This is a genomic window from Leptotrichia sp. SK-5 (assembly GCF_055387215.1).
In genome coordinates, this window is record NZ_AP028931.1 from 801,285 (window position 1) to 815,651 (window position 14,367).

The following is a 14,367-nucleotide window of genomic DNA, read 5'->3' on the forward strand; positions in this document are numbered from 1 at the left end:
AGATAGAAAATATGAAATGTAAAATTATTTGAGTATAAAGGAGTGAATTTTATGGCTACAGAGATAATTATGCCTAAAGCTGGAATAGATATGACGGAAGGGCAGATTATAAAATGGAATAAAAAAGAAGGGGAAAAGGTAGAAGAAGGGGAAATTTTACTTGAAATAATGACAGATAAGACAAGTATGGAACTGGAAGCTGAAGCATCAGGATATTTGATAAAAATAGTAAAAGGAGATGGAGAAACTGTACCTGTTACAGAAATTATCGGATATATTGGTGCAGAAGGAGAAGCAGCTCCAGAAGCAGGTTCAGCAAATACAGCAAGTGCAGCTCCAGCACAAGCTTCACAGCCAAAACCAGAAAATGTGGCTCAACCTGCACCTAAAAAAGAAAAGGCAGAAGATGAATTTGATGTCGTTGTAATTGGTGGAGGGCCTGCTGGATATGTAGCGGCAATTCGTGCAGCTCAGCTTGGTGCAAAAGTGGCAGTTGTAGAAAAAAATGAATTTGGAGGAACTTGTCTGAACAGAGGATGTATTCCTACAAAAACATTCCTTAAAAATGCTGAAATTCTCGAAGGTATCGAAATGGCAAGCAAAAGAGGAATTATTTTGGAAAGTGAAAAATACACAATTGACATGCCAAAAGTTGTGCAGTTGAAAAATGAAATTGTTAAAACATTGACAAATGGTGTAAGAGGACTTTTAAAGAGCAACGAAATTAAAATGTTTAATGGAGTTGGAAAAATCAATAAGGATAAAGATGTTGTTGTAAATGGAGAAACTGTTTTAAGAGCTGATAAAATAATCTTAGCTGGTGGATCGAAAGTTGGAAAAATCAATATTCCTGGAATTGAAAGCAACAAAGTTCTTACAAGTGATGACATTTTAGACATACAGCAAATTCCAAAATCACTTACTGTAATTGGTGGAGGAGTTGTTGGAATTGAGCTTGGACAAGTGTTCTTATCATTTGGAAGTGAAGTTACAGTTGTGGAAATGATGGATAGAATTGTACCAGGAGTAGACAGGGAATCTTCAGCTGTACTTAGAAAAGAGCTTGAGAAAAAAGGAATGAAAATATTAACTTCTACACAAATTAAGGAAATAGTTGATGATGGACACAACTTAACAATCAAAGTTGACGGACATGATGACATTGTTTCTGAAAAAGCATTATTGTCAATCGGAAGAGTACCTGATTTAGAAGCTATTGGAGAAATTGAGCTAGAAATGGAAAAAGGTCGAATCAAAGTTGATAAATATATGGAAACAAGTGTACCTGGAATTTATGCACCAGGAGATATAAATGGAATCAAGATGCTTGCTCATGCGGCATTCAGAATGGGAGAAGTTGCGGCTGAAAATGCAGTTCAAGGAAACCATAGGGAAGTTAGACTTGAAACAACTCCATCTGCAATTTATACAGTACCAGAAGTGGCAATGGCAGGACTTACAGAAGAAGAAGCAAAAGCAAAATATGACATTAAAGTTGGTAAATTCCAATTCGCAGCAAATGGAAGAGCGTTGGCTTCAGGAGAATCAGCAGGATTTGTAAAAGTTATAGTTGATAAAAAATATGACGAAATTCTTGGGGTGCACATTGTAGGACCATCAGCGGCAGAAATGATTAACGAAGCATCAGGACTTATGGCAATGGAAATTACAGTAGATGAAGTGATTAAAACAATCTATGCTCATCCAACTTACTCAGAAGCTCTGTTTGAAGCATGTGCAGATGCATTAGATGAAGCGATTCATTTACCTAGAAAAAGAAAATAATAAAAAAGTGAAATAAATTGAAATTTTGAAAGGAATTTTAAACATATGAAATATTATGTTAGTAAGTCAAATGATCCAGCATTTAACATTGCTTTAGAAGAATATTGCTTTAAGCAGCTGCGTGATATTGATGAAATATTTTTACTTTGGATAAATGAGCCAACAATTGTTGTAGGAAAATATCAAAATACAATTGAGGAAATTAACACAGAATATACTCGTGAAAAAGGAATTCATGTTGTTCGTAGAATTTCTGGAGGAGGTGCAGTTTACCACGATTTAAACAATTTAAACTACACAATTATTTCCAATAAGCAGGAAGATAAGGAAGGTTTTAACTTTAAGGAATTTTCAAAGCCAATTATAGAAACTCTAGCAGAATTGGGAGTAAAAGCAGAATTTACAGGACGAAATGATTTGGAAATAGATGGACAGAAATTTTGCGGAAACGCTCAAGCATACATAAAAGGACGTGTAATGCACCATGGATGCCTATTGTTTGATGTAAATTTTGGAGAATTAGGAAATGCATTGAAAGTTTCAAAGGATAAAATTGAGTCAAAAGGCGTAAAATCAGTAAGAAGCCGTGTTACAAATATACTTCCTCATTTGAAAGAACCTATCACCGTAAATGAATTTGGTGAAAAAATAATGGAATATATGAAAAAACATTATCCAGAAATGGAAGAATACAAATTTACGCAAGAAGAGTTAAAAACAATTGAAGAAAATGCAGAAAAAAAACATAGAAACTGGGAATGGGTTTACGGAACTTCTCCAGAATTTAACATAACTCGTGAAAAACGTTTCACAAACGGAAAAATTCAAATTTTTGCCACAGTAGAAAATTCCAGAATTAAAAACATTAAATTCTATGGAGATTTCTTTGGTAAAAATGAAGATTTGAGTGAAATTGAGAATTTGTTGAAAGATACTAAATATACAAGGGAAGCTGTGAAAGAAAAACTGGAAACAGTTGATATTGGTGAGTATTTTTCTAGGTTTACGGTGGATGAAGTTGTGGAAGTCGTTGTGGAATAAGCGAAATTTTTGAAATGTAATAAATAAAAAATAAAATTTTTAGACACTTTGAAAAATAGGTGTCTTTTTTATTTGTAATAAATATGTAAATAGATAGAGATTAATTACGAGCTTAAATTGTAATATAAAATGCAACAATTTTTTTAAATCCTGATGTAAAGAAAAAATACTTGACAATTTTTAAAAATTTTAGTATAATCATAACATACTTAAAATAATAAATTTTCAAGTTATTAAATAAATGGAGGTAAAATTTAATGTTAAAATTAAGATTAACTAGATTAGGAAGAAAGAAAGTTCCTTTTTATAGAATAGCAGCTATGGAAGCTTTATCAAGAAGAGATGGAAAAGCAGTTGCTTACTTAGGAACATTCAATCCACTTGCTGAAGAAGGAAAACAAGTAGTGTTAAAAGAGGAAGAAATCTTAAGATACTTATCAAATGGAGCACAACCAACTGAAACTGTTAAAAGCATTTTGACAAAAGCAGGAATTTGGGAAAAATTTCAAGAAACTAAGAAAAAATAGTTATTTATAGAAAGGCACTTTTATAGGTGTCTTTTTATTTAACCAATTAAACATAGAAAGTATGTAAAAATAACAACTTGCTTTTGATAAATATGTATAAAGATTATTTAATTCAAGATTTGAAACTTTAAACGGGAAATAGTATTGGTTATACATAATAAATATTAAGAAGATTATGTGAATAAAATAGGGAGAAGGAAATGACATTACAACAACTAAAATATGTAGTAACAGTCGCTGAAAAAGGGACATTAAGTGAGGCTGCAAAAGAGCTGTTTGTTTCACAGCCGGCATTGACGAAAGCAATAAAAGAGCTGGAAGATGAGATGAATATAACGATTTTTAACAGGACAAATAAAGGAGTAATTGTTTCACTTGAAGGAGATAGGTTTTTGGGATATGCTAGGCAAGTTTTGGAACAGATGGATTTATTGGAAGAAGAATATAAAAAAGGAAATAAGATAACTCGTAGGTTTTCGGTATCAACTCAGCATTATTCGTTTGCAGTAAATGCTTTTGTGGATGTGATTAAGAAATTTGGGGAAAATAAGTATGATTTTACACTTAGAGAAACACAGACTAATGAAATTATTGAAGATGTAAGCAATAGAAAAAGTGAAATTGGAATTTTATACACTTCGGGAGCAAATAAAACTGTAATTGAGAAAATGATAAAAAGAAATAACTTGAAATTTATTGAGCTGTTTACTGCAAAGCCACATGTCTTCATTAGTTTTAATCATCCTTTAGCAAAAAAGGAAAGCATTAGTCTTGAAGATTTGAAGGAATATCCATATCTGTCGTTTGAACAAGGAGATTATAACTCTTTTTATTTTTCAGAAGAAATATTGAGTACACTTGACAGGGATAAAAATATAAAAGTAAGAGATAGAGCGACTTTGTTTAATTTGGCAGTTGGGCTTAATGGATACACGGTAAGTACGGGAATAATTAGTAAAGAACTAAATGGAGAAAATATTATTGCAAAACCCCTGGAAGTGGGCGAGTATATGAAAGTTGGAATTATAATGCAGAAAAATATTGAACTAAGTGTTTATGGGAAAGTTTATGTGAAGGCTTTGAAGGAACATTTGAAATATACAGAAATTCCATAAGATTAAAGAATATTGATATAAACAAAAGTTATAACAAACTAAAAAATAAATGTATTTTACAGAAAGCACATATTTGTATATAATAACTTCATAAAAGAATAACAAATAAGGGAGTTGATAATATGTGTACAATAAATGCACCTCATAGACATGATACTGTAGGAAGCTTTTTGAGAACTGAGAGACTGAAAAAAGCTAGAAATGATTTTGAAAAGGGAAAAATTGACAGGAAAAAATTGGAAAAAGTTGAAGATGAGGAAATTAGAAAAATTGTGGATAAACAAATTGAATTAGGATATACAAGTGTTACAGATGGAGAATTTAGACGAAGTTACTGGCATTTGGACTTTTTCTGGGGATTTAATGGGATTGGGCATGTGCATGCTGATAAGGGGTATGAATTTAATGGTGTTGTTACCCGTGATGATACTGCGATTGTTATTGGAAAGATTAGTGGGGAAAATCATCCATTTGTAAAGCATTATACGTTCTTGCGAGATTTAGTAAAAGATAAAAAAGGTGTGGAAGCTAGATTTACGATACCTGCTCCAGCACAATTTTATGCAGAATTAGTAAGAGAAGATAAGCATGTGGCAGCACTTCTTAAAGTTTATCCTGATTTTATAGGATTGGAAGACGATATTGTCAGTGCCTACAAAACTGTTATAAATGACTTGTATAACGAAGGACTTAGAACTTTACAAATTGATGACTGTACTTGGGGTTGTCTTGTAGACGATGACTTTATTGCTTCGTTTATTGAAAAAAGTGATAGGGATAAAGAAATTATTAGGCAAGAATTTGCAGAAAAATTTCTAAATATAAACAACAGGGTATTTCAAAATAATCCAGAAGATTTGATAATTAATACGCATGTTTGCCGTGGAAATTATGCTTCTACCTGGTTTGGGAAAGGCGGATATGATAAAATTGCAGATGAGCTTTTTGGGAAAGAAGATGTAAATGCCTATTATTTGGAATTTGATACAGAAAGAGCAGGTACTTTTGAATCACTTGCAAAAGTTTCTGGAGATAAAAAAGTTGTTTTGGGATTAATAACTTCTAAAAATCCAACATTAGAGGAAAAGGAAAGTGTAATTGCACGTATAAAAGAGGCTTCAAAATATGTGCCGCTCGACAGGCTTTATTTGAGTCCACAGTGCGGATTTGCTTCAACAGAGGAAGGAAATAGGCTTACAGAAGAAGAGCAATGGGCAAAACTTAGATTTATTAAAGAAATTTCAGATGAAGTATGGGGAGAAAATTAATAATAATTTGATTTATATTTATAAAAGTGTGTTGTTTATCACACTTTTTTTTATGAAAATATGTTAAAATAGGTTTGAAAATCAAAATATAATTGAATTTTTTTACGTCAAATTAACAAAAATAAATATTTCTAATAATTGAGAAAAATAGCTATAATTTAAAAATTTGATATAAAATGTTAACAGTATGTATTATTTAGACAATAAAATTATATAAGATTTGGTTTTTAAATTTTAACAAAGAAGTTTTATTTGGCTGAAAAAAGATTATAAAAAATAGAAGGTGGTTATTATGGCACAGGATATGAAGAATTATCTGAAATTAGATCTTGAAAAAATTGAGAAAATGACTCAAATAAAAAAAGATTATATTGAAGGAAAGACTGACTTTGAGACTACTAAAAAATTAATAAAAGAGAATTTTGACAAGATGACTGCAAGTGAGTTTGCTTATTCAGAGCAAAAAATTAAGGAACTTGGATTTGATGATAATACGGTTCATGATAAGATGAATGATGTTTTAGGACTTTTTGAGGATATTATTGTAAAGGATGAATTTGACTTGCCTGAGGGACATCCGATAAATACGTATATTTTGGAAAATGAAGCGGCTAGAAAGCTGATTGCGGAAATGAAAGAAGAGTTTGGGAAAAAGTTTATAAAGAACAGATGGCTTGAACTTTATGAAAAATTATCTCAATTTAATCCTACCCATCTTGCAAGAAAACAGCATCAATTATTTTCAATATTAGAAAAAAAAGGGTTTGACCGTCCATCAAGAATAATGTGGAGCTTTGATAATAACGTAAGAGATAGCATAAGTGAAGCATATAAATTACTTGAAAACGATAAAATTGAAGAATTTTTGGAAAAACAGGAAAATGTATGGGAATTGACGCTTGATATCATGCATAAGGAAGAGGAAGTGCTTTTTCCAACTTCGATGAAAATGATTAGTGAAGAAGAATTTAAGCAAATGCGTGCTGGAGATGATGAAATTGGATATTTCCTGATTGATAAACCAACTGGATTTTATCTTGAAAACATAGAAAAACAAGATGACAACAGTAATCAGTCTGTAAAAGAGGAAAATCTAAAATCAGAAACTGATGTTCAGAATAATCAAAATGCTGGAAACTTTATGAATGACCTTGCAAGTCTTATGGCAAAATATAATATGGGAAGCGAAAATAAAGAAAATGAAGTTTTTGATGTAAAGCAGGGGAAATTAACGCTTGAACAGATTAATCTTATTTTTCAGCATATGCCTGTGGACTTGTCTTTTGTGGATGAAAATGAAATTGTGAAGTTCTATACAGATACCAAACATAGGGTTTTTCCAAGAAGTGCAGGAGTTATAGGGCGTGATGTTAAAAATTGCCATCCAAGAGAAAGCGTCAGTTCGGTACTTGAAATAATAGACGCTTTTAGAAAAGGAGAGCAGGACGAGATTGATTTTTGGCTGGAAATGCGTGGAAAATTCATTTATATCTATTATGTGGCTGTAAGAGATGAAAATGGCGTGTTTAAAGGTGTTCTGGAAATGATGCAGGATGTTACGAAAATTAGAAGTCTAACAGGGGAAAGAAGACTTGTAACATGGGAAAATAAAGGCAAAGATGAGAAAAAAGAAGAAACAGGAGAAGTATTTACAAGCAAGTATAATTTGACTGGAAAAACTGTAATAGGAGATATTGTTAAAAAATATCCTTATATCAGGGAATATATGCCATTAATTTCTCCAGAATACAAAAAACTTTTAGATCCTATTCAGTATATGATGATGTCTAAAATAGCGACTCTTCAAATGATTGCAATGCGTGGGGAATTGGAACTTGATTATTTGATTATGATGATAGAGGCTAAAATTGATGAAGAAGAGAATAAATAGGTTTTAAATTTATTAAAAATAGAGAAAAAGTATCTGTTTGACAATATCATTCAGATACTTTTTTGATTTCTTTCAACATATGTGTTATCTCACAACATTTCTAAGAAATTTCTTTTAATAAAAAAAGGGACTCAATTTAAGAGTTTCCCTTTAATTGTAATTATTTATGCAGATAATAAAAATCAGTCTTTTACGTATATTTTCTTTACTCTTCCTGTATAAACTATATGAGGATCTTCCTTTGTGTATAGTTTTTCAGGTATGCTCTTATCTATGAAGTTTTCAGGTTTTATATCATCTATATATAATTTTTCAGCTACAATAACTAATTTTGCTTCTTCAAATGCAGGAACACCATCTAAGAATATTGGATTAAATCCAACTTCTGCGATTTTGTCTACATCTCTTCCTGATTTCAGTCCAAGTACGTGAAGTTCCTTTTTATAACCATTAAAAAAACTTAAAGAAAAACAATTTTGCTCGTCTACAAATTTTTTAGTATATCTTGTAGGTCTTATATAAACTGAAATAACAGGACCTCGCCAAAGATAGCCCATCATTCCCCACGTGACAGTCATTGTATTTATCCCATTCTCATCTCCCGCCGTGACAAGACTCCAGTCTTTACCTGTACTTGTGAATGGATTTAAATTAAAATCCTGAATTTTTATTTCGTGAAATCCCATTTCTAACACCTCCGTAATTTTTTTATAGATTTTTAAGGTATTTTTATTATAACATATTTTTTTAAAAAGTAAATATTGACACAAATAATATTTTGTAGTAAAATATTTTTATAATCAAAGTATTTTTGGAGAAAAAATTAACTGAAATTAAAGAATTTAATACACAGGAATGAGGAGGAAAACATGTTAAAAAAATTAGCGATTTTAAGTTTTATTGTGGTTGGAATAATGGCGTTTGGGGATGATAATGATACGTTTAATGTTAAATTAGAAGAATCAATTGTTACAGCTACGGGATTTGATGATATTCAAAGTAATCAAATTAAGAATACGACAGTTGTAACGGCTCAGGATATACACAATAAGGGATATAACACTGTAGAGGAAATATTAAGACGGACTCCAGGCGTTAATTTTGTAAATAATGCTTTTGGATATATTGTTGATGTTAGAGGGCAGGGGGTTCAAGGAGCTGCGAAAAATGTAAAAGTTCTTGTGGATGGTTCGCCTTTAAACATACTTGATATGTCGCATGCTATTTTACCTTTAAATTCTGTTCCAGTGGAAGATATTGAAAAAATAGAAATTATTAATGGTGGAGGGACTGTGCTTTATGGTAGTGGAACTGCTGGAGGAGTAATAAACATTATTACTAAAAAAACTCAGGAAGAACCTGTAAAAAATAAAGTTTACTATCAAAACAGCTCTTTTGAAACAAATAAGTTTGGATTTGGAACAAGTATCAAGTTTACAGATAATTTCTTGCTAGACTTGGCATATGAAAATGTTAATGGAAATGGGTATAGACGTGGAGACAAAAGAGATGGAGAAAATTTGAGAGGTGGATTTACATATAATATCACTGATAATCAGACATTGAGATTTAGAGCAACAAAATATAAGGAAGAATCAAAAGAAACAGGTGGTATAACTAAAGTACAGCTGGATAGAGACCGAAAAGCGCCTGGAAGTGAAAAAACTGATTCAAATTTGAATAGAACAGAATATACTTTAAACTATGAAATTAAGCCTACTAATAATTTAACTTTTTCATTATTAGGATATAATCAAAAAACTATTAGAGATTATGATATAGCCACACTTATGAGAGGAATGATTTTAAAAACAGATGGATTTTTTAAAGATACAAAAAATGGAATTGATTTAAAGGGAAAATATGATTATTCTTTGGGGAATATTATTTTTGGATATGAATATATAAAGAATAAATCTAATAGACATTCTTATAGTATAATGTCAAAAACAGATATTGATTTGAAAAAAGATACGCATTCAGCTTTTATTCAAGGAAAACATTCGTTTACAGATAAATTAGACGGAATTTTAGGTTATAGATATGAACATGCAGATTATAATATTTATAGAAATGATAGAACAAATACTATAGATAAAAAAACTAAAAAGAACAATAGTGCTTATGAAGCAGGATTGAACTTTAAATATTCTGATACTGGAAATGTTTATGCAAAATATGAAAGAGGATACAGATCACCAAGTCCTACAGAAATGGCTGACAAATCTCCTATACAAGGTTATACTCTAAATAATTTAAAATCTGAAAAATATGATACTTATGAAATCGGTATTAAAGATATGATTGGACCATCGTTTGTGAGCCTAACAGGATTTTACACTAAGAAAAATGATGAAATTCTTATAAATATGGTGGGACATGGAGTAAGTTGGACATATAAAAACTTGCAGGAAACAGAAAGAAAAGGAGTAGAGTTGTTTGCAGAACAATATTTTGGATCATTTAGAGTAAATGAATCAGTTTCTTATGTGGATGCTAAAATTAGCAAAGGTACAGACAAAAATAAAAAAATTCCTTATGTATCAAAAACAAAAGCAACTTTAGGAGCAAATTATGAAATCCTGACAGGATTAAACCTAACAGCCGATCTGAATTACTTCTCAAATTCTGTAGATGAAAACTATGAAAAAATAAAAGGTTATTCTACAACAGATTTAGGGGTAAATTATGCTCATAGAACAGGGTTAGGTGTACAAGCAGGAGTTAAAAATGTATTTGACAAAAAATACTATAAATATAAAAACGGAAATAGTTACATTCCTGAAGCTGAAAGAACATATTATGTCGGTGTAAGTTACAACTTCTAAAAATAATTTTAAATATGGAAAGTGGCAGTCAAGCAATTGTTATAAAGTTGTTTGGCTGTATTTTATAAATAAATTTTTTATATAAGTTATTATACTAAGTTTTAAAATATTTTAGTTAATAATTATTTTTTCGTTTATATTTATAATTTCTTTTTAACGTAAGGGCATCAGACGCCATGCCCTCTTTCGCAATAAAAGTTATTTCAAAAGCTCAAACAACTATTTTTCTTTTAACGAAATTTTGCTTGGAAATTAGTTTGTATTGCAATAGTTGTTATTATAATAAAAATATGATTAATTTTGTTTATAGAAAAAATATTTATAAAAACTTTTAACTTATGGACAAGGATTAAAGTAAAATATGAAAATTCAAAATAAGAAAAAGAAATATATAAAAATTGATAAAAATATGTGGAAAATATATTTGGTATTAATAATTTTTATAATTGTAGTGGCATTTTTGTCTTTGAAAATAGGAACTGTGAATATTTCGGCAAAAGATATATTTAGAAGTTTTTTAGGCGTGAAAATGAGGGATGAATCTGTAAAATCGATAATATTTAATGTGAGGTTGCCGAGAATTATTATGGCGGTGCTGATTGGGATGTTGCTTGCTAGTTCGGGGACGGTTGTGCAGTCGGTTTTTCAGAATCCGTTGGCGGATCCTTATATAATTGGTATTTCGGCTAGTGCTACGCTTGGAGCGGTTATTGCATATATCTTTAATTTTCCTGATGTTATGTATGGAATTTGTGGATTTATTGTATCGGTTATCGTGGCGTTGATAATTTTTAGAATTTCGAGAAGCAGGACTAAGACGGATGTGGCGGTGCTTTTAATTGTTGGGATTGCGATTTCGTCTTTTTTAGGGGCATTTACGTCGTTCAGCATGTATTTGATTGGGCAGGATTCCTTTAGAATAGTAACGTGGATGATGGGATATATGGGAAGTGCTTCTTGGCTGAAAATCGGAGTTCTTATGATACCGCTTGTAGTTTCTGTTGTTTATTTTTATTTGAAAAGATATGAGATGGATTTGCTAATGAACGGGGATGAAGAGGCACATTCGCTTGGAGTGAACGTTGATGGGCTGAAAAGAAATTTATTGATTGTTTCGGCACTGATTGTCGGTTTTTCTGTGGCATTTACTGGAATGATAGGATTTGTTGGGCTGATTGCACCACATACGGTAAGGCTTGTGCTAAAAAGTGGAAGTAATACTAAGCTACTGCCTTTAGCAACATTGGGTGGAGGGCTGTTTTTGCTGATTTGTGATACGATTGGACGTACAATTTTGGCACCGACGGAAATTCCGATAGGAGTGGTAACTTCATTTTTTGGAGCACCATTTTTTCTATATTTGGCGATAAGAAGGAAAAAAGGTGGATAAGATGAGTATTGGAAATAATAATTCAGAAATTTCGATAAAAAATGTAAGTTTTAATTATGATAATTCCCAAAAAAAGATAATTGATGGATTAAATATAAATATAAAAAAAGGTGAATTTGTCGGGATTCTTGGTGCAAATGGGAGTGGGAAATCGACACTTTTGAAAATGATTTTGAAATATTTTCCGATAGAAACGGGGAATATTGAGATTTCTGACAAAAATATCAGTTTGTATAGCCCTAAGGAAATGGCAAAAATAATAAGTTTTGTTCCTCAAAAGTCGGCTTTGAATATCCCGATAAGTGTAATCGAAATGATTTATATGGGACGTACGCCACATATTAAGAATAAATGGATTGGGTTTGATAAGGAAGATGAGCGGAAGGTAAATGAGATTTTGGAAAAGTTGCGGCTTGAAAAATTTAGGGACAGATCGATTTTTTCACTTTCGGATGGAGAATTTCAACGTGTTCTGCTGGCAAGGGCATTAGTGCAGGAAACGAGGATTGTTTTACTGGATGAGCCGACTTCTGCATTGGATATGAATTATGCTCTTGAAATTATGAAGCTTACATCGGATTTTGTGAAAGAGAAAAAGATTACGGCTGTGATGGTTTTACATGATTTGAACCTGGCTTCGATGTACTGTGATAATGTGATGTTTTTAAAGGATGGAAAAATTGCATATTCAGGGAGTCCAAAGGAGCTTTACAAAAAGGAAGTTTTTTCTGAAATTTATGGATTTGAATGTGAAATTGTAGAAAATAATGGACTTTTGTATGTAATACCTAAAAAAATTTAATAGGAAAGGATTGGAAAAATGAAAAAATGATGAAAAACTCTTTTTGTTTGACATTGCTAATTATTTCAATGTTTATAATTTCTTGTGCAAAGAAAAATGCTGAAAGTAAAAAGGGGGAAAATAAAAAATATAACAGGATTGTTGTGCTGGATCCTGCGGCTGTTGAAATGATTTATATGCTTGGAGCAGAAGATAAAATCGTGGGAGTTGCTAATTTGGAGCGTTCAAAGGTATGGCCTGAAGAAAAGGTTGCAAAACTTGAGAGCGTGGGAACTTTTATGAAGCCGTCGCTTGAAAGAATAATTGTCTTAAAGCCTGATTTGGTTATAACGTCAGCTCTTACAGATGACAACCTTAATAATGGGCTTAAATCAAATAACATTGAAGCAAAAAGAATTCAGGCAAATTCGATAGAAGAAATATTTACCAATTTTATGGAAGTAGCAAAAATGCTGGGGAAAGAAAATGAAGCAAATAAAATAATTGCTGAAAAAAGAGCAAAGCTGGAAGAAATTAAAAAGATGGCAGCGATCAATAAAAAAGGGCTGTTTGTTATGTCAGCTTCACCGCTTATGGTGTTTGGAAACGATAATTTACCAAATGATATAATGAAATTGTTGAATATTAAGAATATCGCAGAAAATCAGAAGGGGAGAAATCCAATTGTAACGCCTGAATTTATAATAAAGGAAAATCCAGACATGATAATTACATTATTACCAAATCCATCTCAAATTGTGGCTACAAATCCACAGTTAAAAAATGTGAATGCAATAAAAAACAGCAAATTTATTGTTGTAAATTCATCACAAATTTTAAGAGGTTCGCCAAGAACTATTGATCAGATTGAAGAAATTGCAAAAGCAGTTACAAAGTAATACTTTGAGGAAAATTTGTTAAATCAAAATAGAAGGAGTGAAAAATGGATATAAGCATAGAAAGAATTTTGGATCATATGAATAACGATCATGGAGATGTTTTGCCTTTGTATGTAAGGCATTTTTGCAAGAGAGAAGATGTGAAGGAAGCAAAACTGATTGATGTGAATGAAGAGGGGATGACTTTGCTTGTAAACGGAAATGAGAGAGTTAACATTGAATTTACGAAAAAGACTGATTTTAAAGGGATTCATTTGGAAATGATAAAGATGGCAAAGATTGCAAGAAGAGCCTTGAATGTTCCTGCACCTGAGCATTATAAGGATAAAGGGCATCAGGAAGAAGAAAAAATGAAAATGGAAATAAGTGATTTTATTGGAAATTTCAAATCGGTTATAATTGGAACTGTGTCGGAAGAAGGAGAGCCGAATGCAAGTTATGCACCATTTTTTAAGTATCATGGGGACAGTTATCTGTATATTAATGAAACAGAAGTTTATTTTGAAAATTTTAAGAAAAATGGGAAAGCAAGTTTGCTGTTTATTCAGGATGAAGTACAGGCAATGGTTCCATCAATGAGACAAAGAGTTACATACAATGTAGAAATTCAGTTTTTAGAAAAAAATGATTACTATAACGAAATTTTGGACGAATTTCAGAAAAATGACTTTTCAATACAAATGACTAGAAACGTGCCAATTTTTCATTTGGTAAAAGCAAAATTAATAAGCGGAAGATATGTAAAAGGACCTAGACAGGCTTTTGATATTACAAAGAATAGAAGAGTTGTGGAAGTTATGTTGGGAGCGTCAGAAAACAGCTGAAAAGAAATGCCAAAGGAA

The 14,367-nt window shown here is 31.3% G+C and carries 12 protein-coding genes; 11 read left to right on the plus strand and 1 reads right to left on the minus strand.

Features of this window, described 5'->3' with window-relative positions; translation table 11 throughout:
- Positions 1-51: 51 nt before the first annotated feature.
- The 6 genes from lpdA to ACZ5B9_RS04055 all read left to right on the plus strand — a co-directional run bounded on the left by lpdA (position 52) and on the right by ACZ5B9_RS04055 (position 7,627).
- Positions 52-1,785 carry a dihydrolipoyl dehydrogenase gene (gene lpdA / locus ACZ5B9_RS04030; protein WP_147004877.1) on the plus strand — a complete coding sequence of 578 codons (1,734 nt, stop codon included), beginning with the start codon at positions 52-54 and terminating at the stop codon, positions 1,783-1,785.
- A 45-nt stretch (positions 1,786-1,830) separates the two neighbouring features.
- Positions 1,831-2,826, plus strand: a complete 996-nt coding sequence (locus ACZ5B9_RS04035) for a lipoate--protein ligase (protein WP_464423459.1) — start codon at positions 1,831-1,833, stop codon at positions 2,824-2,826.
- Positions 2,827-3,083: 257 nt separating this feature from the next.
- Entirely contained in the window at positions 3,084-3,353 is a 270-nt protein-coding gene (rpsP, locus tag ACZ5B9_RS04040; protein WP_021770179.1) for a 30S ribosomal protein S16, read from the plus strand.
- A 200-nt stretch (positions 3,354-3,553) separates the two neighbouring features.
- Positions 3,554-4,468: a LysR family transcriptional regulator gene (locus ACZ5B9_RS04045; RefSeq protein ID WP_464423460.1), complete on the plus strand. Its 915-nt coding sequence runs from the start codon at positions 3,554-3,556 to the stop codon at positions 4,466-4,468.
- 122 nt (positions 4,469-4,590) lie between these two features.
- On the plus strand, positions 4,591-5,736 hold the full coding sequence (locus ACZ5B9_RS04050; RefSeq protein WP_464423461.1) for a 5-methyltetrahydropteroyltriglutamate--homocysteine S-methyltransferase: 1,146 nt from the start codon (positions 4,591-4,593) through the stop codon (positions 5,734-5,736).
- A 292-nt stretch (positions 5,737-6,028) separates the two neighbouring features.
- Positions 6,029-7,627, plus strand: a complete 1,599-nt coding sequence (locus ACZ5B9_RS04055; protein WP_464423462.1) for a PAS domain-containing protein — start codon at positions 6,029-6,031, stop codon at positions 7,625-7,627.
- Between the two features lie 182 nt (positions 7,628-7,809).
- Here ACZ5B9_RS04055 and ACZ5B9_RS04060 read toward each other — a convergent pair whose 3' ends face one another.
- A complete protein-coding gene (locus ACZ5B9_RS04060; protein ID WP_021770184.1) occupies positions 7,810-8,313 on the minus strand; it encodes a flavin reductase in 504 nt (167 codons plus the stop codon).
- A 183-nt stretch (positions 8,314-8,496) separates the two neighbouring features.
- On the opposite strand from ACZ5B9_RS04060, the gene ACZ5B9_RS04065 reads away from it, so the two are divergent.
- From ACZ5B9_RS04065 to ACZ5B9_RS04085, 5 genes are all read left to right on the plus strand, one after another.
- The gene (locus ACZ5B9_RS04065) at positions 8,497-10,455 is read left to right on the plus strand and encodes a TonB-dependent receptor (protein ID WP_464423463.1); all 1,959 of its coding nucleotides are present in this window, start codon (positions 8,497-8,499) and stop codon (positions 10,453-10,455) included.
- Between the two features lie 409 nt (positions 10,456-10,864).
- On the plus strand, positions 10,865-11,845 hold the full coding sequence (locus ACZ5B9_RS04070; RefSeq protein ID WP_464423911.1) for a FecCD family ABC transporter permease: 981 nt from the start codon (positions 10,865-10,867) through the stop codon (positions 11,843-11,845).
- A gap of 1 nt (position 11,846) precedes the next feature.
- Positions 11,847-12,647: an ABC transporter ATP-binding protein gene (locus ACZ5B9_RS04075; RefSeq protein WP_464423464.1), complete on the plus strand. Its 801-nt coding sequence runs from the start codon at positions 11,847-11,849 to the stop codon at positions 12,645-12,647.
- A gap of 26 nt (positions 12,648-12,673) precedes the next feature.
- A complete protein-coding gene (locus tag ACZ5B9_RS04080) occupies positions 12,674-13,525 on the plus strand; it encodes an ABC transporter substrate-binding protein (RefSeq protein ID WP_464423465.1) in 852 nt (283 codons plus the stop codon).
- A 44-nt stretch (positions 13,526-13,569) separates the two neighbouring features.
- Positions 13,570-14,349: a DUF2470 domain-containing protein gene (locus ACZ5B9_RS04085; protein ID WP_464423466.1), complete on the plus strand. Its 780-nt coding sequence runs from the start codon at positions 13,570-13,572 to the stop codon at positions 14,347-14,349.
- The last annotated feature ends 18 nt before the right edge of the window (positions 14,350-14,367 follow it).

Bases quoted from the DNA above. Each gene is read 5' to 3' on its own strand.
- ACZ5B9_RS04050 (WP_464423461.1), top strand. From the start codon at position 4,591: ATGTGTACAATAAATGCACCTCATAGACATGATACTGTAGGAAGCTTT.
- rpsP (WP_021770179.1), top strand. From the start codon at position 3,084: ATGTTAAAATTAAGATTAACTAGATTAGGAAGAAAGAAAGTTCCTTTT.
- ACZ5B9_RS04085 (WP_464423466.1), top strand. From the start codon at position 13,570: ATGGATATAAGCATAGAAAGAATTTTGGATCATATGAATAACGATCAT.
- lpdA (WP_147004877.1), top strand. From the start codon at position 52: ATGGCTACAGAGATAATTATGCCTAAAGCTGGAATAGATATGACGGAA.
- ACZ5B9_RS04055 (WP_464423462.1), top strand. From the start codon at position 6,029: ATGGCACAGGATATGAAGAATTATCTGAAATTAGATCTTGAAAAAATT.
- ACZ5B9_RS04080 (WP_464423465.1), top strand. From the start codon at position 12,674: ATGATGAAAAACTCTTTTTGTTTGACATTGCTAATTATTTCAATGTTT.
- ACZ5B9_RS04070 (WP_464423911.1), top strand. From the start codon at position 10,865: ATGTGGAAAATATATTTGGTATTAATAATTTTTATAATTGTAGTGGCA.
- ACZ5B9_RS04075 (WP_464423464.1), top strand. From the start codon at position 11,847: ATGAGTATTGGAAATAATAATTCAGAAATTTCGATAAAAAATGTAAGT.
- ACZ5B9_RS04060 (WP_021770184.1), bottom strand. From the start codon at position 8,313: ATGGGATTTCACGAAATAAAAATTCAGGATTTTAATTTAAATCCATTC.
- ACZ5B9_RS04065 (WP_464423463.1), top strand. From the start codon at position 8,497: ATGTTAAAAAAATTAGCGATTTTAAGTTTTATTGTGGTTGGAATAATG.
- ACZ5B9_RS04045 (WP_464423460.1), top strand. From the start codon at position 3,554: ATGACATTACAACAACTAAAATATGTAGTAACAGTCGCTGAAAAAGGG.
- ACZ5B9_RS04035 (WP_464423459.1), top strand. From the start codon at position 1,831: ATGAAATATTATGTTAGTAAGTCAAATGATCCAGCATTTAACATTGCT.